This window comes from uncultured Gilvimarinus sp., from assembly GCF_963972205.1.
GTDB classification, from domain to species: Bacteria; Pseudomonadota; Gammaproteobacteria; order Pseudomonadales; family Cellvibrionaceae; genus Gilvimarinus; species Gilvimarinus japonicus.
In genome coordinates, this window is sequence record NZ_CAXAUC010000006.1 from 112,915 (window position 1) to 131,848 (window position 18,934).

Annotated in this window: 16 protein-coding genes; 7 read left to right on the forward strand and 9 right to left on the reverse strand. The window is 51.5% G+C overall.

Features of this window, described 5'->3' with window-relative positions:
* The first annotated feature begins 296 nt into the window (after positions 1-296).
* Positions 297-1,406 (forward strand): acyltransferase, encoded by a 1,110-nt coding sequence (locus tag AACY82_RS11160; RefSeq protein WP_339616893.1) that lies wholly within the window; start codon positions 297-299, stop codon positions 1,404-1,406.
* 164 nt (positions 1,407-1,570) lie between these two features.
* Here the strand turns inward: AACY82_RS11160 and AACY82_RS11165 are convergent, their stop codons facing one another.
* Genes AACY82_RS11165 through AACY82_RS11190 form a run of 6 tightly spaced genes read right to left on the reverse strand, consistent with a single transcriptional unit; the run spans position 1,571 to position 7,547 of the window.
* Complete coding sequence (locus AACY82_RS11165; protein ID WP_339616894.1) at positions 1,571-2,719, reverse strand: DUF3570 domain-containing protein; 1,149 nt, start codon at positions 2,717-2,719, stop codon at positions 1,571-1,573.
* Positions 2,706-2,930 carry a DUF4266 domain-containing protein gene (locus AACY82_RS11170; RefSeq protein ID WP_339616895.1) on the reverse strand — a complete coding sequence of 75 codons (225 nt, stop codon included), beginning with the start codon at positions 2,928-2,930 and terminating at the stop codon, positions 2,706-2,708. Before AACY82_RS11170 ends, AACY82_RS11165 begins: the two co-directional genes overlap by 14 nt.
* Positions 2,927-3,400, reverse strand: a complete 474-nt coding sequence (locus tag AACY82_RS11175; RefSeq protein WP_339616966.1) for a TlpA disulfide reductase family protein — start codon at positions 3,398-3,400, stop codon at positions 2,927-2,929. Before AACY82_RS11175 ends, AACY82_RS11170 begins: the two co-directional genes overlap by 4 nt.
* Positions 3,401-3,457: 57 nt before the next feature.
* Complete coding sequence (locus tag AACY82_RS11180; protein WP_339616896.1) at positions 3,458-4,069, reverse strand: outer membrane beta-barrel domain-containing protein; 612 nt, start codon at positions 4,067-4,069, stop codon at positions 3,458-3,460.
* Between the two features lie 11 nt (positions 4,070-4,080).
* Complete coding sequence (locus AACY82_RS11185; RefSeq protein WP_339616897.1) at positions 4,081-4,863, reverse strand: SH3 domain-containing protein; 783 nt, start codon at positions 4,861-4,863, stop codon at positions 4,081-4,083.
* Positions 4,863-7,547, reverse strand: coding sequence for a hypothetical protein (locus tag AACY82_RS11190; RefSeq protein WP_339616898.1), 2,685 nt, complete (start codon positions 7,545-7,547; stop codon positions 4,863-4,865). Before AACY82_RS11190 ends, AACY82_RS11185 begins: the two co-directional genes overlap by 1 nt.
* A gap of 277 nt (positions 7,548-7,824) precedes the next feature.
* Between AACY82_RS11190 and AACY82_RS11195 the strand changes: the two genes are divergently transcribed.
* The 6 genes from AACY82_RS11195 to AACY82_RS11220 all read left to right on the forward strand — a co-directional run bounded on the left by AACY82_RS11195 (position 7,825) and on the right by AACY82_RS11220 (position 15,751).
* Positions 7,825-9,042 (forward strand): hypothetical protein, encoded by a 1,218-nt coding sequence (locus AACY82_RS11195; RefSeq protein WP_339616899.1) that lies wholly within the window; start codon positions 7,825-7,827, stop codon positions 9,040-9,042.
* Between the two features lies 1 nt (position 9,043).
* Complete coding sequence (locus AACY82_RS11200) at positions 9,044-11,536, forward strand: LamG domain-containing protein (RefSeq protein WP_339616900.1); 2,493 nt, start codon at positions 9,044-9,046, stop codon at positions 11,534-11,536.
* Positions 11,537-11,552: 16 nt separating this feature from the next.
* The gene (locus AACY82_RS11205) at positions 11,553-13,136 is read left to right on the forward strand and encodes a hypothetical protein (protein WP_339616901.1); all 1,584 of its coding nucleotides are present in this window, start codon (positions 11,553-11,555) and stop codon (positions 13,134-13,136) included.
* Positions 13,137-13,671: 535 nt separating this feature from the next.
* On the forward strand, positions 13,672-14,019 hold the full coding sequence (locus tag AACY82_RS11210; RefSeq protein WP_339616902.1) for a hypothetical protein: 348 nt from the start codon (positions 13,672-13,674) through the stop codon (positions 14,017-14,019).
* Between the two features lie 393 nt (positions 14,020-14,412).
* A complete protein-coding gene (locus tag AACY82_RS11215; protein WP_339616903.1) occupies positions 14,413-14,682 on the forward strand; it encodes a hypothetical protein in 270 nt (89 codons plus the stop codon).
* On the forward strand, positions 14,669-15,751 hold the full coding sequence (locus AACY82_RS11220; protein ID WP_339616904.1) for an ImmA/IrrE family metallo-endopeptidase: 1,083 nt from the start codon (positions 14,669-14,671) through the stop codon (positions 15,749-15,751). Before AACY82_RS11215 ends, AACY82_RS11220 begins: the two co-directional genes overlap by 14 nt.
* A gap of 14 nt (positions 15,752-15,765) precedes the next feature.
* On the opposite strand, the gene AACY82_RS11225 is transcribed toward AACY82_RS11220, so the two are convergent.
* From AACY82_RS11225 to AACY82_RS11235, 3 genes are read right to left on the reverse strand one after another with little or no spacing between them, the layout of a single operon-like run.
* Positions 15,766-16,701 (reverse strand): hypothetical protein, encoded by a 936-nt coding sequence (locus AACY82_RS11225; protein WP_339616905.1) that lies wholly within the window; start codon positions 16,699-16,701, stop codon positions 15,766-15,768.
* A complete protein-coding gene (locus tag AACY82_RS11230; RefSeq protein ID WP_339616906.1) occupies positions 16,701-17,507 on the reverse strand; it encodes a hypothetical protein in 807 nt (268 codons plus the stop codon). Before AACY82_RS11230 ends, AACY82_RS11225 begins: the two co-directional genes overlap by 1 nt.
* Positions 17,497-18,474, reverse strand: coding sequence for a thymidylate synthase (locus tag AACY82_RS11235; RefSeq protein ID WP_339616907.1), 978 nt, complete (start codon positions 18,472-18,474; stop codon positions 17,497-17,499). Before AACY82_RS11235 ends, AACY82_RS11230 begins: the two co-directional genes overlap by 11 nt.
* Positions 18,475-18,934 lie beyond the last annotated feature (460 nt).

Here is an 18,934-nt window from a genome sequence, read left to right on the forward strand (position 1 = left end):
ACCCTAAGTTGTCGGGGTTTGAGTAGTGGGGCGGAGGAGATTGGGGTGAATAGTTGGCGGCTCTAGGCAATAAGCCTAGTGACATTTGATATCGATGTCGTGCTATTGAGCCTAGCGCCCCACTAACAAACCCTAACACTCCCTAATATTCTCAGTGTTGTCGCGCTCTTGCGCTTTTGGGTATGCTCACGGTATTTATCCAGTCTATAAGACTCTTGGGGTAAGTAACGATTAGCCGAGGTTTGGGGATACGGCTTATCGCTATTTTTAAACACAAATAACAAAAGATAATACAAATGACCAACAGTTCTGCAGGTTCGATGACGCTAAACAATAAGCCGCACTTTGAGATACTGGATGGCTTACGGGGTTTAGCCGCACTCGTGGTGGTGATCTTCCATTTTATGGAAATTATTGTTCCCGACTTTAGCCGTATTTGGGTGGCCCATGGCTTTTTAGCCGTCGATTTTTTCTTTTGTCTATCGGGCTTTGTTATCGCCTATGCCTACGATACCCGTATAGCCGGGATGGGCTTGCTGGGCTTTATTAAGGTACGCCTGATACGCTTACAGCCGCTTGTGGTGATAGGCTCTATTTTAGGTTTGCTGACCTTTTTGTTTGACCCTTTCACTAACTTGTATTCCACTTACGGCTTTAAAGAGACAGCCATACTCTTTATTACCTCGGTTTTGTTAATACCTTACCCGGTAATGCCAGAGCGTTATTTTAATCTGTTTAGTTTGAACGCCCCCAGCTGGTCGTTATTTTGGGAGTATGTCGCCAACTTTGTATATGCGACGGTTTTATTTAAAGTAACGAGAACGCTACTAGCGCCTCTGCTCGTGCTGGCGGCAGCGGGGCTTTTTTATGTGGGCTGGAGCTCGGGAAACATACTCGGCGGCTGGAGTGGTGGTACTTTCTTAGATGGCCTGGCTCGTATTTCTTTCTCATTTTTAATGGGGATGTTTATTTATCGCTCAAACTGGATCATCAAGAATAAATTGGGCTTGCTCGGCATGAGTGTGTTATTGATGCTGGCATTTTTAACACCTTACAACGATCAGTGGAACTGGCTAATTGAACCGCTGTTGGTCGTATTCTACTTTCCTTTATTGGTGGCACTCGGCGCTGGCGCAAGCTTGTCCAGCAATCACCATAAAATCAATAAGCTTTCCGGGGATATCTCTTACCCGCTTTATATGACTCACTACCCATTTCTATTTGTATTTGCCAATTATGTGGTAGCAGAGCAACCAAGTATGACGGAGCTGAGCTGGGTTATTCCTATCTCTGTAATTTTACTCGTATGCTTAGCTTACTTAGTCGCTAAGTTTTTAGACCTCCCAATACGCCGATACTTAACCGCAAAACTAAAAACCAGTAAAAGTAACCGTAACACTCACTGAACGTTTATTAAGAAACAACTGATTAATATTCACGGTCGGACGTTATCGAGGCTATAGCGCACGCAAACAGAAGACTGCGCTATTGTCATCTGTGTGGCAGCCTAAAAGGCGTCATCCGATTCCCGCCGAAGCGGGAACGAGTTTAAAGGACACGGCAGTGTCCTTTAGTACCAAAACGAAAAATACAGCCGAATCACATTGGCATCAAACGCATACAACTCTTCTTCCCCCACTGGCGCTTCGGTATCCAGTACGTTGCGAAAGTTGTCGTAATCAAACTGAAAGTGATCCCAGTACAAATTGACGGTGCCTTTTTCAAACACCGATAACCAGCGCTCAGGTAGGGTGTAAGTGGCGCCCAAGCCAAAGCTATCTGAGCTGAATTCACTTAGCTCTTTATCTCGGGCTAAAAAGTTTTGTGCATCGCGGTAGGGGAACAAGTCAGAATAAAAATCGGCTTCGCTCTGGGTATAAGCGCGGTATTTGGCTTCAAGCAACCACTCTTCGCCTATGGTGTGTAAATAGCGCAGCTCTATGTTGCTGGCCGAGATGCCCCAGCTGTCGTCGTGGTAGCGGGCATCGGCCCGTACTGAGGCGCGCCACGGTAGGTAGTAAATACCGCGCACACTAAAGGCATCTGAGTTGCGGGTTAATGGGTACACTTCACTTTGGTAACTATAACCCCGTGGTACGCTGGTATCTTTATAGCGCACCTGGCGGTAGGGGTTATTTAAAAAGCCCTCGTCGACAATCGACTCGGCACTGAACACGGCGATTAACGATTTGCTTAACACCTGCGATAAACTTAACTTGTAGCGGTAATTTTTAGCACTGGCCGCAAAGTCATCGTTGCCGTTAACCCCCACAGCGTTATCACCAAAACTCAGGCCCATACTCAGGGTGGTTAAATCGCCAAAAAATGTCTGGCTAATACCGGCGCTAATCGTCTCGGCCTCGTAGTCACTCTCGGTGCTCTCGGTGTAGCCAAGGCTCATCAAGGTTTTGTCGTGCAGATAATCCAACCCCACGGAGTACTCGGTACGTTTTTCAGAGTATTCACTGGCGGTCGCCAATACGTCAATGGAGGCGCTGGACACCATATCGACGTAATATCCCCCCGACACGGAAACAGTATCGGCGACGTTTTTGCGCACCAATACCGAGGGCCCATCAATGGTTGCCCCGCCGCCGTCATAACTGTGGTACATCACATCCAAGCGATCGGGCTGCAATACTTCGGCCGCAGCCGCCAGTGGTAGCAGCAAGCATAAGGCGACAATGCCTCGTGCCAGCGTGTTATTAATTACAACCACAACCGCCTCCACTGCCACCCTCTGCGCCGCGCGATGCCTCGCGCGCCTCGTACACATGATTTAAATAACCGGTGGCGATAGGGTCGCGATCAAAGCTCATTACCTGGTCGGCCAAGTGCTCGCGCTCGTAGGGTTTTACCCACGGGGTACAGGCACAAACACTCAGTGCCAACAGGGCTAAGCCCACGCGAGCGAGTGGGGCGGTATTCATTCGCGAATTAACTCTTTCACTTGCGTGCGATATTTTTCTTCATCGCCGCCGCGATAACCACGGTTGACGTAGCGAATCACACCGTCGCGGTCAATCACTACGGTGGTGGGCATGGCGTCGACGCTATACGCTTGACTGGCGATGCTGTCGGTGTCGTATAAAATCGGGAAGCTCACCCCCAGATCTTTAATCAGTTTATCGCCCGCGCTCGGGTCGGATTCAACATTAACGCCGTACAAGACAAAACCCGCGCTCTCGTAGCGCTGATGTAGCTCGTCCAGCAGTGGCATTTCTTTACGGCAAGGCGCACACCAGCTGGCCCAAAAATTTAACATGACCACTTGGCCGCGCTGCTCGGCTAAGCGCACGTTATCGCCCTGATTACTTTTTAAGGTAAAGTCTGGCGCCTTAGTACCTACCGCTTCGCTGTTGGCGGCCTGCGCCGACAAAGACAACGGCAGCAACAACATCAGGCCAATACTCAAAGATTTAACAAAGGTTTTTACCGCCGCTATCATGCAATGCTCCTAAAAAAATACCGAGAGGCCAATGCGGCCTTCAAAATTATTGGTTTGCCGGCTCTCGCCAAACAGCTCGTGACTAAACAGGTGATCGCGCATGCCAATATCCACCGCAAACATATCGGTCAGATAAATTTTGTAGCCCGCCCCCAGTGAGTAAGTGGCGTAGCGGTTGGCGGCAAACTCGGTGTTGCCCGCGCCGGCGGTTAAATAAAAGTGGGTGTTAAACGCGAGGTCGCGACTCATATACACCTGCCCCGGAAACACTTTATAACCCACGGCTAAGCTGTAGTAGGTAAATTCGCGCTCGTCGTCGGTTAACAACTCTACCGCGCCACTTAACAGCTCATAGCTGGTTTTTTGCGCCTCGCTACTGCCGTAAATCGCCTCGACAAAAAAGTCTTCGTTAATGTGGTAGGCGAGGCTTACGCCCAACACCGCATTGCTGCCAAAATCTTCAATACCTAACACCCCGGCGTAGGCGCCAACTTCAAAGTTTTCGCTATCGAGCATATCCTCTTTTATATGACGGCGCTCGATATCGGCACCGACGATAGGCTCAAGCGGATCATCCTCTTGCGCCAGCGCCGCGGCCGACGGCCATACCAGTACGGTCAAAACCGACGCCGTTAAAAAAACGCGTTGAAGCCAACTCGCCATTCGGAAACCTCTTCATTTGTACTGCGGGTGGTGAGCAGATGGTGGTTGACGTATTCGGCCCGCAAAAAAAAGCGGCGCGACAAATACACATAAGCGCCGAGGCTCGCCTGCAGTACAGAGTCCTCTCGGTCTTGGGTATCCACCAAGGTCGCACTGGGGTTAACTTTAATCACCCCGGCGCCCAGGCGCAAAAACGGTGATACCCGCCACTCGGGAAACGGCTGGTGCAATAACCCGGCGCTGATCAGCTCGCTGTCGGAGAATTGCCCAGAATTTTGTGAATAACTGGCCTCTAGGGTCAGGTTGCGGGTAAAGCGGTAGCCCACGCTTAAAGCGACCGAGTCGGCGCCGCCAAAGTCACCCAGCGCGGCGCCCAACTCAAAGTGGCCCACCACCGCGTCGGAGCGGTACTCGTCGGTAAAGTCTGGCACTTGGCCGTCGGGGCCCAAGGTATATTGCATGGCGCTGCGATCCACCCAACCCTCCAGGCCGCGCTCGGTGGCGATTTTGATCCAACCGGCACGGCTTTTTATAAGGGTAATGGGTTCGCCGTACTCCAGCGCGTGAAAAATCGGGTAACCGCGACCGGGGCCAGAGTAGACATCGATGTAGGCATCGTTCACCGTCACCACCAGTGGTGGCTCGTCGTCAAACCAACCGGCCGCCGCCGGCGCCGAGCAAACCGCGGTCAGCGCCCACAATAGGGTTGCTGTCAGTGCCACGCGGGGCAATAGGGTTACGCGTTTACGCATTACTCGGGCACATCAAATGGATTGTTATAATATTGCGCGCCGATATCCAGCCACTCGGCCAACAGCTTGCGCTCGGCATCGTTCATCAGGCCGCGATGATCAAAGGTGTCTTCCATGGGGTCAAACTCGGTAAATCGGCTAAAAAAACGGCCGCTGGCAAACGCGCCACCGGGCGACATAATTCGACCAATGGGCACACGCTCAAAAATGGGAATCGGGTTGCCCTCGGCATCCAGAATCAGCTCGCCATCTTCGTCGGCCTCAAATTCACCGGTGGCGATTAAACGCTCTTGCAATACACCGTCTACCAACTCTAACTCAAAGCGCGTGCGCAATAGTTGCTGGTAAGACAACATCTGATCCGCGTCGGTCTCGGTCGCGCTTAAGTCTAACTGGCCGGCGGGAATTTGCACAAGGCCATCGGCATCGGCCGGGCTGTGACAACTCGTACAGGTGTTATCGGCAATCACATTATTATCGGCATCGCGCTCAACCCGGGGCAGCTGCCACAAAGGCTGAATGTGCGCGGGGTAGTTAATAGTCACGCGGCAGGCCGCGCTCCACTGTTGCTGGCAGGCGGCGCTGGTAGGCACCCGCGCCGGATCGGGGCCTTCGGCTAACTCACTATAAAGGAAGTCAAAGCTTGGGTCTTTGGCGCGCACGCTGGGGTCCGTCCAAACATCGTTATAGACTAAATCTACCTGCGGCCGGGGCGCGCCGGCAATGCGGGCGTAAACCTCGGCCATGGTTTCGCCCATCTCGGCCACATAGCGCGGCTCGGTATTGGCAAAGGGCAAGCCGCTGGTCTCTGCACCCGTATTAAGCGCCATTGGGCCAGCGTCGAGCCGGCCGTGGGGCACTTGCGAGTCGCGCTGGTGGCAGCCATTGCACTGAAAGGTTTCGCCGGGGCGCACTTGCAGCCAATTTTGATGACGCGGGCTAATGCGCATGCCGTTGGCATCGAGTACTGCAATCGTAAAAGCGGTGTCGGCGGGCACAGCGGCGCGCACCGAGCCGTCGGGCGCGACTGGCACATAGCCGATAATCTCTTTCATACCCTGAGCCCGGCTAACCCCAAAGGCGCTGCCGGGCACTTGCTTAATATCACGCGGCGGTTGCGAAACGGCGCCCAGCAAACGTAAAAAACGCGCCGGGCGCTCAGCCGCGATGGTTTGCGCCGGGTCGCGCAGCGTCTCGATGCCCGCGCCGCTGGTGTCTACGCCATCTAAATCGTAGACACTGCGAATATCCAGAATGCCCAGCCCCTCGCTCGCCAGCGACTCATTGATGGCGCCGTCGACCGGGGCGGCGGCCGGGCGTGGGCCCATCACCACTAAGTCGGTGTAAATAACATCTTCAGCGGGCACAACCACAGGCTGTTGCGAATTGTCATCTACGTTGTAAAGAAACAAGCCGTACACTGGTGGCGCCGCCTCGTACTCGGCGGCTAAATTGGCCTCGGTGCAGGGCACGTAGCGCGAGTCGCCGGTGTCTTGGTTTAGCGCCTCTAGGCGGCATTGGCTCCAGCTCACCAGCAGGCGGTTGGTGTCGTCAAACAGCGGCGCCAGCGCCGAGAAATAACCGTGACGCGAGATACTGCCATCAAGCGTCACCGGCAGCACGGTTAGTTTATCCAGCGCGTCGCCCTCGGTGCCCAGCACGGTTTGGTCATCCTCGACGTACTCGCTGGTATCAATAGCCACCATATCACCGCCCGGCAGTTCATCGCGCGGTTTGTAAATACCCACCAACCGGCCATCGGGCATTAGCTCTGGGTTAAACAGCCAGGGCGTGTCTTCGGCCAGGCGAGTATGGTAGCCGTAGTGAGGCCGCACATCGGTGCCGTTGGGGTTGCTGGTGTAATAGCTCACGCGGTTATTGCGGTAGCTATCGGCGCGGGTGTACAGCAGCCGGCCATCGTTGCGCAGCAATGGGGCCCAGTCGTGCCCCTGATTAAATGATAGCTGGCGAATATCGTCGCCGGCGACGGTCATCGAGTGCAACACAAATGCCGGGCCATCGCCCGACTCGCTCTGGGCGGCATACTGGGGTTTGTTAGCGTCGAGCAACAGGGCGCGGCTGCGCACTTGGCGGCTGGATGCAAACACAATGCGGCCACCGGGTATGTAGCGCGGTGAGATATCATCGGCCACCTCGGCGACAATGTCCGAGCTAATGACCCGATGCAGCTGACGATTGGATAAATCGTATTCCCAGATATTCCAGGTGGGCTGATCTTCGTCCGGGGCGTCTTCAATCTCGGGGGCGCGCATGGCAAACAGTAAGCGGCTGCCATCGGGGTGCGAGGTTAGATCTTTAACGTCATAGTCGGCGCCCTCGGCAAAGGCTTGGTCGGTGACGTTAATCGCCAGGGCATCGTCGGTGGCGCGAGCTTTAATAAACAAACGCGCCCCCGGATTAAAGTCATCGCGCCCCGCTGGCGTTAACGGCAATAGCTCGCCGTCGTCATCCCGTGGCAACGGGCGCTCGATGTAAGCAATGGGGATGTCTTTAACCACCGGATCGGGAGGCTGACCGGAGCCACTGATACCGCCGCCACCGCCTCCACCACAGCCGACCAAAACGGATGCGAATAGGGCGCCCGACAATAAGCGACGAGCAAAAACCCGCCACCCAGTATCCGAAGGCAAAATAGGCTGCGGCATTACAGCGTGTGTTGTCATTAACGATCCTAGCTGTGTACAAAGATTAATTGTCCGACAACCGCGACAATAAATCTTTGTCGCCAGTCACGCTGTGTGCCGGCACGGGCGCTGGGCGTCCCTATTGAAACAAACTTTTGTTATGATCTTGCCAATCTGTGATTGGGTAGACACCTGCGCACCACGCAATAGCACAGGCCCAGCCGCTAATCCGCCTATAATAAGCCCAAGCCTGTAAGGCCTAGATTAAAACACAAACCCGGCAACCGCCACAGCATCAGATCATTTGGAGCCCTGCATGTCGCTCTGTTCGCCCTCCAACTTACGCCTTAGTGTTATCGCACTGGGTTTAAGTTTACTTGCCGCTACGGCGGCCGCTGGCCCACGCGAACAGGCGTTGACCATTCACTCGCGCATCGCCGGGGTGCCGCCCAGCACCGCCGTGCTTACGCAAATGAGCGAGCTTATTAGCAGCGGTGATACCGCCCAAGCCGTGCGCATTGCCATGGATAACGATGGCTTTTACCGCGCCACCTTAAAAACCTGGGTAACCCCCTGGACCAACCGCGACATGACCGCCTTTGCCCCGCTTAACGATTACACCGCCACCGTGATGGGGCTGGTGCGCGATGAAGCGGACTTTCGCGAGCTGTTAACCGCCGATGTGCTGTACACCGGCGCCGACGATTTAGGCCTGCCCACATACAGCAGCAACGACAACACCCACTACCAAGCGCTGCAAGACAGCGATGCCGAACTGGGCAGCTCGCTGGTGCGACGCACCCAATCGCAATTAACCGGAGTGCCCGCCGAGGCCACCGCCGGGGTGATGACCAGCCGCGCCGCCGCCAAGGCGTTTTTTGTCGCCGGTACTAACCGGGCGATGCTGCGCTTTACCTTGCTCAACCATTTATGCCGCGATTTAGAGCAAGTGCACGATGTCACCCGCACGCCCGACCGCATCCGCCAGGACGTAAGCCGCAGCCCCGGCGGCGATAGCCGGGTATTTTTAAATAACTGCGTCGGCTGCCACGCCGGGATGGACCCACTGGCGCAAGCGTTTGCCTACTACGATTACGAGTACAACGCAGAATCCGACCCAGACGCCGAGCGCGGCGCAATCCACTATAACGCAGAGGGCGAAACCGACCCCGCCAGCGGCGACCGCACCGAGGCTAAATACCATATTAACGCCAGCACCTTTGCACCGGGCTACATTACCCCCAACGACAACTGGCTAAATTACTGGCGCGAAGGCCCCAACGCCATTCTTGCGTGGGACCCAACGCTCGCGGGCAGCGGCAGCGGCGCCAAAAGCTTGGGCCGCGAGCTGGCCAACTCCGGCGCCTTTGCCAGCTGCCAGGTCGAGAAGGTGTTTACCCAAGTCTGCCTGCGCAAGCCCGGCAACGCCGCCGATCGCGCACTGCTAAGCAATGCCACCTCGGCCTTTGCCGCCAGTGGCTACAACTTAAAACAGGTGTTTATCGACACCGCCGACTACTGCAAAGGTGAATAACATGGCGGGCACGATAAGCAACTGCATTGGCAAATCACCCCTGTGGTTAGCGGGGCTGTTAAGTCTAGCGTTATTGGCCGGCTGCGGCTCGGGCAGCGGCGAGGCAACCACCAGCAACGTTAAGCCCGACAATGGCGACGAAGTCGACCGCCCGGGCGTCGCCTACGATGGCCCGGCACCACTGACCGAAGACGTGCAAAACTTTAAGCTGTACCTGTGGGATAACTTAGCCTTTGCAGAGCGCTGCGGCTCTTGTCATGTAGTGGGCGGCAACAGCCCCATGTTTGTGCGCACCGACGACATCAACCAAGCCTACCAAGCCGCCGTGCCGCTGGTGGATTTACACACGCCGCAGCTATCAACCATGGTGAGCAAAGTCGCCGGCGGCCACAATTGCTGGCTCGATAGCGACACCGCCTGCGCCGATATTATTACCGGCTATATTACCGAGTGGGCCTCGGCCGCCGGTAGCATCAGCAACGAGGTTGTGCTCACCGCGCCCGAGATTAAAGAAGTCGGCGGCAGCAAAAACTTCCCCGCCGATAGCGGCGATTACGCCAGCACCGTGTACCCGCTAGTTAGCCAGTTTTGCAGCGGCTGCCACGCTGAGGGCGCGCCCTTAATGCAGCAACCCTATATTGGCAGCGCCGATGTGCAAGTGTCGTACGAGGCCGCCCGCAGCCGTATGCGGTTGGACGACCCAGCCCGCTCGCGGCTGGTCGAGCGACTTGCGGCCGAGTCCCACAACTGCTGGAGCAACTCTTGCGCCAGCGATGCCAGCGCCATGGCCGATGCCATTGCTGCGTTTGCCGACTTAGTGCCCGTCACCGAGATCGACCCAGCCCTAGTCACCAGTAAAGCCCTGCAACTGGGCGACGGTACCGTGGCCAGCGCCAATGGCCGCGCGGATAACTACATCATCGCCCGCTACGAATTTAAAACCGGCAGCGGCGCCATCGCCTACGACACCAGCGGCGTTAACCCCGCCGTCGACTTAACCCTGTACGGCGACGTCGATTGGATGTCCAGCTGGGGCCTGCGCTTTAACAATGGCAAGGCGCAAGCCTCGACCCAAACCAGCCGCAAATTGTTTGATCAAATCACCAGCACCGGCGAGTACTCCATCGAGGCCTGGGTGATCCCGTCCAACGTCAGCCAAGAGGACGCCCGCATCGTCAGTTACTCGGGCAGCACCCAAGTGCGCAACCTTGCGCTGGATCAAAACCTGTATAACTACACCCACTACCTGCGCAGCTCTAGCACCGATGGCAACGGCATGCCGGCGCTTGCCACGCTTGATGCCGAAGAGCGCGCGCAGGCCAGCTTGCAGCATGTGGTGGTCACCTTCGATCCAGTCAACGGCCGACGCATTTACGTCGATGGCGAGCTCACCGGCGGCACCGATCCGGTGGCCGCAGGCAACCTTAACGAGTGGGATTCCAGCTTTGCGTTAGTCGTGGGCAACGAGGTGTCATCCGACCGGGTATGGAACGGCGCCGTGCGCTTTTTGGCGGTGCACAACCGCGCGCTGTCGGCCGAGGCCATCGCCAGCAACTTTGACGCGGGCGTGGGCGAGACCTATTACTTGCTGTTTAGCATTAGCGATTTAATTAACGTCACCGATGCCTACGTGGTGTTTCAGGTGCAACAGTTTGACGACTACAGCTACCTGTTTAGCGAGCCGTTTTTTACCCGCTTAAGCGACGACCCCATCCCCACCGTACCGCTTGAGGGCATTCGCATCGGCGTTAACGGCCGCGAGGCCATCGTCGGCCAAGTGTTTGCCGCGCTCGAAACGGATATTAACGCCGCTGAGTACGCCAATGGTATGCAGCCACTGTCGCGCCAAGGCGCGGTAGTCGCGCTAGAGCAGGGCAGTGAACTGGACACCTTTTTTATCACCTTCGATCAACTGGGCGAGCACAGCTTTGCCCGGGTGGAGGCCGAGCCACCGGTGCCGCAACCGCCAGCGGATATTGCCGACCAACCCACCCTGGGCCTAAAAAGCTTCGCCAGTATTAACGCCTCACTGGCCGCCATGACCGGCATCAGCCACACCAACGCCGCCGTGCAAACCACCTACGCCAAAGTCGAGCAGCAGCTGCCCACCACCAGCGGGTTAGATACCTTTGTCGCCGCGCAGCAAATGGGCATTACCCAGCTGGCTGTGGCTTATTGTAACGCACTGGTGAATGACACAAACGAGCGCGCCGCATTCTTCCCCGGCTTTAATTTTGGTGCCGCCCCCGCCGTCGCCTTTAACGCAACAGGCCGCAGCCAAGTTATTAGCCCACTGCTTAACGCACTGGTGGCGGGCGACACCGGCGGCGCACTCAATACCCAAGCCAACCCGGCCACCCTGCGCGCCGAGCTAAATGGCTTGATCGACACCATGGGCGCCTGCGGCGGCAGCTGCAGCGCCGACCGTACCGCCACCACCGTCAAAGCCACCTGCGCCGCCGCCCTTGGCAGCGCGGTGATGCTAGTTCACTAACGGAGCAGACTGCCTTATGAGTAAATACCGCGCCCCTCTGCATCCGGATGCACCGCTTAAACTTAACAGCCACCACCGGCCCATTAGCCGGCGCGATCTAATCGCCCAGGGCTTTCGCACCGGCGGCGCTACCTTAACCGGCGCCTCACTGCTAACGCTGCTGGCGGGCAACGCCAATGCCGCGTTATCGCCCGATATTAACGCCATGCGCCAGGCCTGCGGCATTGCCAGCCAGGGCGCGGGTAAAATCCCGTTTATCTGCTTCGATTTAGCCGGTGGCGCCAATATTGCCGGCTCTAATGTATTAGTCGGCGGCGCCGGCGGCCAGCTCGATACGCTATCGGCCAGCGGCTACACAAAGCAGGGCCTGCCCGGCGATATGACGCCCGACAGCAGCACCGGCGATTTTGTGAATCGCGATTTAGGCCTGGCGTTTCACACCGACAGCGGCATGCTGCGCGGCATTTTAGAGCGTGTCGCCCCAGGTACGGCGGCGGCCGTTAACGGTGCGGTAATTCCCGCCCGCTCCGAGAACGACACCGGCAACAACCCCCACAACCCCATGTACGGCATTAACCGCGCCGGCGCCAACGGCTCGCTGCTCTCTTTGATTGGCTCGCGCGCCAGCGACTCGGGCGGCAACTCGATGGCGCCCTCGATGCTGATTAACTCCGAGGCGCGCCCGACCAAAGTCGACCGCCCCAGCGACGTCACCGGCTTAGTGGATGTGGGCGACTTGGTGAGCTTGCTCAGCCAATCTGACACCGTCGCGGTAATGGAATCTATGGTGCGTTTAAGCAACGCCAAACTGGGCGCGGTAGATACCGGCAGCAACCGCGATGCCGCGCTTAAAGAGTTAATGCGCTGCGGCTACGTAAAAAGCGCCGATTTAGCCGACCGCTTTGGCAACCCCGCGGCCATCGACCCGATTGCCGATGCGGATATCGTCGGCCCCGGCGGTATTTTTAGCTTTGACGAGTTTGATAACGACAGCGAGTTTCGCAAAACCGCCTCGGTGATGAAGCTGGTCATGAGCGGCTACGCCGGTGCCGGCACCATTACCATGGGCGGCTACGACTACCACACCGGCGATCGGTCCACCGGCGAGATTCGCGACTTACGCGCCGGCCGCTGCATCGGCGCCTGTTTAGAATACGCCGCCCGCATGGGCGTACCGGTTATGATCTACGTATTCTCCGACGGCTCGGTATTTTCCAACGGCATGATTGACGACTCTGTCGAAGGGCGTGGCAAAGGCGTCTGGACCGGCGATAACCAACAAACCGCCGCCAGCTACTTTTTGGTGTACAACCCCAATGGCCGGCCTTCGATAATGGGCGGCACAGAGTCTGCGCAAGCGGCGCACCAACAGCTCGGGTTTATGCGCTCCAGCGGCGATGTTGAAACCGCCTCAAGCCCAGCGGCCAATAATGTGAATTTGTTGGTCGAGACGTTGGTGCTTAATTATATGGCGTTGCATGGTGAGCAGAATTTGTTTTCTACGCTGTTTCCGCAACACGGGTTGGGGAATGCCACGGCGTTGGATCGGATGACGGCGATGAATCCGATTTGTGATGGGACGATTGGGAATTTGGTTTAGTGCGCGGTTGGATACACCGCCGTCATCCCAGACCCTCTACAGCGTCATCCCGGACCCCGATCCGGGATCCAGTGAACGAAGCTGCTAAGTGTAGAGCTGGAACTTAACGATTGAATGATCATTAATTTTTAGCTGGGTGCGCTCTGTCACCGCACGGGCGAAGCACTCTTCTGCTTGTCAAGAAAAGTAATCAAAAGAGGACACCCCGGCATCTCAGCCCTCGGCAACTGCCCCTGCGTTGCTCTATTCAGCTACATCCCTGTAGCGATTCGGGTTCCCTCGCTCCAGCCGATTTTAGAGGGCCGCATCGACACGCCGTCCCTGGCGTGACGATGGCTTGCGCAAATGTCCTATTTGCTTACCCCTTAAAATAGGCCTCCGCTCGGCTGGTTGCAGGGGAAATGTGCAACGTGCCAGATTTAGGCTTTATTCCAAGCAAAATAAAAATGAAACGACTCGAACCTGATTGACCGCTGCTTTACAAAAAAATCGTCGACTCTGGTAATCTATCGTCACTATTATTCTGGAGCGTTCGATGTCTGAAGACCCTTTAAAAACCTTGTCCGACCAAATAACCGAGGCTCACACTAAGATTCAACAGGCCCATCAACACATCAACCCAGTGGTTGAGGTACGCCGTGGCTTGCGCGATACCGGTATTCCCGCCGACGTTATGACGGTTGACTGTTTACGCACCCGTCGACGCATTATGTTGATACTGCATGATGGAGAGCCAGATACACTGCTCTATCAGTTTGCAAGCTTGGATGAAGAAGCTGGTGACGAGTTTCAGCGTAAGAGGTTATCTGAGGTTGGTGTTGATGTGCTGTTTGATTGGATGCAGGGCTACTTCACTGACTCCCCAAAATTGAAAAATCACTAAGAAATAGACAGACTGGCATTGACCGACTGAGAAAGTGAAGGGTGGCCTTACGTTTCACACTTCCATGTGAACTGTAAGGCCTGACCCCGACATCCGAGTATCTCGTTCATTCGGGAGAGTTTTTTCAGCTTCGATTGACAAACAACCTAATGCGTGAGCCCAAGCCCCCCGAAAAAGTACATAATTTAACCATTTTCTTTGGACAACTTATAAGGGTATAATCTGCAATCGATTGTACCCAAAAAAATAAACCAGAATTCCAATGTTTACCATAGGTGGCTGACAAGTGCACATTGGACTAAAATTTTTAAATTCATTCTTAGTGAGACAACTCTTTTGGAACTTGCATTTCTAACTAAAGGACTTAGGAGAATATGTGAACGACAAGAGCTAATGCGTGACGAGTTTGGCTTGCTAACTAGTCAAAAAATTAAGAATCGGATTGACGATATACTAGCTGCCGAACATGTGAGCGAACTCCCAATTCCAGGAAACATTACTGGCGACTCAGCCTATGAAATTTCTTTTTCCAGCGACGGCTATATCTTGCTCAATGCAAATCATCTAAACAACCCTAAGGACTCTAAAGGCAACATTGATTGGAGTAAAGTAAGAAGGGTTAAAATTGTTTCAATTGGAGGCAATGTATATGACAACCAGTAATCTTTCATTTAGTCCAGACTGGGTCTCTCCTCCCGGATCAACTCTTAATGATTTAATTGAGCTTGAAGGAAAATCGTTATCCCAATTTGCAAATAGCATGCAACTAGGCTTTTACGAGCTAAACAAAATCATTAAAGGAAAGGTCTCAATTGACTTAGACTTAGCCTCTAAGCTAGAAGAACATACAGGAACTTCAGCTAAATTTTGGCTCGAGCGCGAAAAAAATTACCGTAACTCAATTAAAAAAATGGAATCTAAAAAAACTCTAGAAAAAAATTGGCTTTCGGCTCTTCCTACTGCGGACATGGCCAAGTTTGGATGGATAAAAACGAGTCGTAACTTAAGTGAAAAATTAACAGCTTGCTTGAGGTACTTTGATGTATCTTCTGTCGATGAATGGCAATCAAAATATAATAGCTTATTAATAGAAACAGCCTTTCGTACTTCTCAAGCGTACGACTCCACTTATGAGGCAATCTCATCATGGCTTCGACAAGGTGAAATCGAAGCCTCAAAGATTCCATGCCAAGAATGGTGTAAGAGTAAGCTAGTAAACTCGATTCCGGAGATTCGATCACTCACAACTATTGAAAACCCCAATGATTTTTTACCAGAACTAAAGAGAATACTATCTTTTTGCGGCGTAGCGCTAGCCACTGCGAGAGCTCCCCAAGGATGCCGAGCGAGCGGCGCTACTTTTTGGCCTCAAGATAACAAACCTATTTTAATAATGAGTTTTCGTTATTTATCTGATGATCATTTTTGGTTTACCTTATTCCACGAAATTGGTCATCTAGTACTGCACTCTGACCATCGTTTAATCTTAGAAACAAATGAAACGAAATACTTAGATATCGAAAAAGAGGCGGACAACTACTCTGAAAACGTTTTAATACCTAAAGAACATCAAGATGAACTCAAAACACTTAGGGCAAATGATCTTAGAAAAATAGTTAAATTCTCCAAGAAGCTTGGCATCTCAAAAGGAATCGTTGTTGGGCAACTTCAACACAGGGGAATCCTCAAAAAAAATTACCTTAATAAGCTAAAAGTTAGATACTCTTGGTAAAAAATTGACTTCTCTCAACCTCTGAATTGTATATATTTATTAGGGTTTTTTTGCCAATTGCAAATCGCATCCTCCAAGATTTGCATGCCATAAGGACCAATTGATAAGCTTTTATTCATTATCATTAGCTTTTTTTCTAAGCTTGAAGCATTTTCCTTTGCGTTTCCAAAAAGGAGTCTAGCGCCGGCTTTCGGGCCTGTAGATTCTTGAATATACGCTCGCGGAGGTTCGACATCTACTAAACCTAACTTTCCGATCATACAAAGAAAATCGAACGTTGCCGTTCGACCAAAAGAAAGTACCCCCCGAAAATAATTATACAAATAATCAAACGTTATATACTTGTCGCCTTGACCGAAAGACCTTGCATTATTAAAAACGCCTTCATGATCTCCGTGAGCAATTATTAAATCTCTATAACTACCAATAATTTTTGTCAAAGGTCTGCTTGATGTTTCTTTTAGAGATTCGTATTTTCTATGATTACCAAATTTTCTTCTAGGTGACAAATTAGCTATTTGTCCATGGAATCCTTTTAACCACTCTTCAAACTCCCCGCGCTTACTTATTATCGAACTCCAGCTCCAATGATTACTTCCACCAATGCCACTATAGAAATCCTCTACCAACTTCCACTTGCATTTTGATGAGTAACCAAAATGTATCGACAAAAATATTAGCCAAACAGCTTCGTCCACATTACCATTACGATCGTGCACTACTGCAGCCCTTATCGGGTCGAAACAGCCTGAATTTGGTGTTGCAGTAGCTGTCGATATAGTGCCTTTGTTTTTTATCTTTATTGCATACTTTACACGCCGAATACTATCTATAATCTGCATGACTAAGGCTTCTTTAACGCTTAGATCGTTTAAAATCGTTATATCTAAATTTATATTAGATAATTCCTCAGCTAATATTGAATAAGTCATCCTATCTTCATTATTCATTAGATATTATATTTCCTTGTAATCCAGTCTTTGATAGATTCTTTTACTTTATTGGTAACGCCAAAGCTGCTTTGTATGTTGTGGTTGAACCCTAATAACTTTATAGGTTGGTTTACTTTATGTCCTAATATTTCATATATAGTTGAAGTATAAGACCGACCAACAACATCAGACTTCTTTCTGGGAAGATTCCAACAAGGAACCTCATGTTCTTGAAGTTTTATATTTGAAATATTCTTTAGAGCCTTAACAACTGACTCACCATTTAAAATTATTAGCTCGATATCTCCAGAGTTTATTATCTCTAAAAGAAATTTTCCGCCTAATTGTAGCAACTTTTTCCTCTTTTCTAGTGGCAATCCGCCCCATTTAGACCTAGTAGCGTAGGGAACCAAATCCAGGTGGCATGCACAATCAAAAGAGTCGTAATAGGAAAAACCAGTTCCAGAAATTATATTATTTAGAGGTTTAAACCATCGATCATATGGATTTATCTGGAAATAGTTCTCACACGTAAACATAATTTTTTTCAACTGGTCATTATCAAGATCTTTCCAGTTCTCTATACCGAGAGATTTTAATGTGTGGAACCGCCTACTACGACCGGTTAATTCTTCACCATGAGAATCAAAAAATTCTTGGTCACTGGGATTCAACCCTAACGTAGCTACTTTTGCCCGGCTAAAGTCTCCAAATGCAATTACTGGCGCCCCCTCTGTAATTACATCACACGACTTTATATCTTCACAATTAAGCCGCTTCGCCATTTTATAAAGAGTTTCTAATATTTCTAGTCTATCTGACACAGGACTCCTTACCTAAACTGTCAATATATTTATCTACGTAAGATTTGTACATTTCAGTATAAAGAGATCCCTTTAATACTAAAAATAAATCCAAGTCATTGGTCTTTCTTTTACTAAATACTTTAAGAAGTATAAGAAGGTCTTTCCAGTATGAATCAGAAATACTATCTTCCGCTGAGTCATACTCTCCGCCAGATCTTATGCGTTTTTCAACATCGATAAAGTGTTCAATTTGTTTTTCAATATTTTCGCAACGCATATGTGGCATTGGAACTTGTCTTTGCCACCCTTCCTGAATATAACTATTGATGTTAGTAATTTTATCTTCATATAAATGTAAACTACCTACCGAATGTTTATATACGCCTAATTTTACTCCTAATCGACAAGCAATAATTTCTTGCAACATAGTAAAACAAAAAACATCATGCGGTAGACCAAAGTAAACATCGTTAGATCTCATATTAACCATCATATTCAACTTTGAGTCTCTCAGAAAAAACTGAATGTTCGCCGTGCAAGGTATGTCCTTGAAATCTTGAGTAATATCCGATGCATCGAAAAGTTGTATTACGGCACGACGAGAAGTAGGTTTACGGCGTAATAGAGAAACTATATTTTCTATCTGATTGAACCTTCCATGCATAGAAAAAAATCTCGGGCCGTACGCTCCATGAATCTTTCCATCATCTTCAGACGAATCTCGATATCTATGCAGGTAGTACTCTATATCAGATGACGTATTCGATCTGGAAAGATACCAAGCTAGCTCTCCAATACAACTATAGGGAGTGCCTTTTATCTCAGAACGACTCAATCGTGATCTTGGATTGGTTAACTCCAACAAGACGCCAAGTAACTCATATGAATTACCCTTTGTAGCCTTAACCAACGGAAGCTTTCCATCAGCAAACTTTTCAAAGGTGCTTTTCAATAAATCATCCAGTGAATCTTCTCGAATATACAAGTCAAGTTTCCTTCTTTTACCAAAAAGTCACACATCGTAAGCAAGTCTTTCGTTTCACAATAACTAGTTTATTAACTAGGCAGTTAGTTCACGAGCTATCTAACTAGCCGGACGAAGAGGGGGGAGAGAATTTCTGCGCTAAATCGCGGGCTTCGCCCTTATTATCTCACCGTCCAAACTGGCTAAATCTTGGTTTACCGTGGCTTGCCAACTTGGCGTGCGGCCTTTACCGGCGATAAACCTTACGCGCTATGTGGCTTATCGTGCCACCGTTAAGCGGTGTTGGCAAGCTTGTGGGCTGGGTGGTTGCGGCCTCTTACCTACGTTGACAGATTTTACAGACGACAGGATAATTAGCGCCGGGCTTATTGAGCGCCCGCCTCGCAAAAGTGATTCACCAATCGTATCTATAATCTGGCAAGCTTTGCTTGTATATCATCTCTGGCCGATAGCGAGTAGG

What these genes read in the sequence shown, in the direction of transcription:
- AACY82_RS11160 (WP_339616893.1), top strand. Translation starts at nt 297, where the DNA reads ATGACCAACAGTTCTGCAGGTTCGATGACGCTAAACAATAAGCCGCAC.
- AACY82_RS11195 (WP_339616899.1), top strand. Translation starts at nt 7,825, where the DNA reads ATGTCGCTCTGTTCGCCCTCCAACTTACGCCTTAGTGTTATCGCACTG.
- AACY82_RS11220 (WP_339616904.1), top strand. Translation starts at nt 14,669, where the DNA reads ATGACAACCAGTAATCTTTCATTTAGTCCAGACTGGGTCTCTCCTCCC.
- AACY82_RS11210 (WP_339616902.1), top strand. Translation starts at nt 13,672, where the DNA reads ATGTCTGAAGACCCTTTAAAAACCTTGTCCGACCAAATAACCGAGGCT.
- AACY82_RS11190 (WP_339616898.1), bottom strand. Translation starts at nt 7,547, where the DNA reads ATGACAACACACGCTGTAATGCCGCAGCCTATTTTGCCTTCGGATACT.
- AACY82_RS11205 (WP_339616901.1), top strand. Translation starts at nt 11,553, where the DNA reads ATGAGTAAATACCGCGCCCCTCTGCATCCGGATGCACCGCTTAAACTT.
- AACY82_RS11175 (WP_339616966.1), bottom strand. Translation starts at nt 3,400, where the DNA reads ATGTTGTTGCTGCCGTTGTCTTTGTCGGCGCAGGCCGCCAACAGCGAA.
- AACY82_RS11200 (WP_339616900.1), top strand. Translation starts at nt 9,044, where the DNA reads ATGGCGGGCACGATAAGCAACTGCATTGGCAAATCACCCCTGTGGTTA.
- AACY82_RS11185 (WP_339616897.1), bottom strand. Translation starts at nt 4,863, where the DNA reads ATGCGTAAACGCGTAACCCTATTGCCCCGCGTGGCACTGACAGCAACC.
- AACY82_RS11225 (WP_339616905.1), bottom strand. Translation starts at nt 16,701, where the DNA reads ATGAATAATGAAGATAGGATGACTTATTCAATATTAGCTGAGGAATTA.
- AACY82_RS11170 (WP_339616895.1), bottom strand. Translation starts at nt 2,930, where the DNA reads ATGAATACCGCCCCACTCGCTCGCGTGGGCTTAGCCCTGTTGGCACTG.
- AACY82_RS11215 (WP_339616903.1), top strand. Translation starts at nt 14,413, where the DNA reads ATGCGTGACGAGTTTGGCTTGCTAACTAGTCAAAAAATTAAGAATCGG.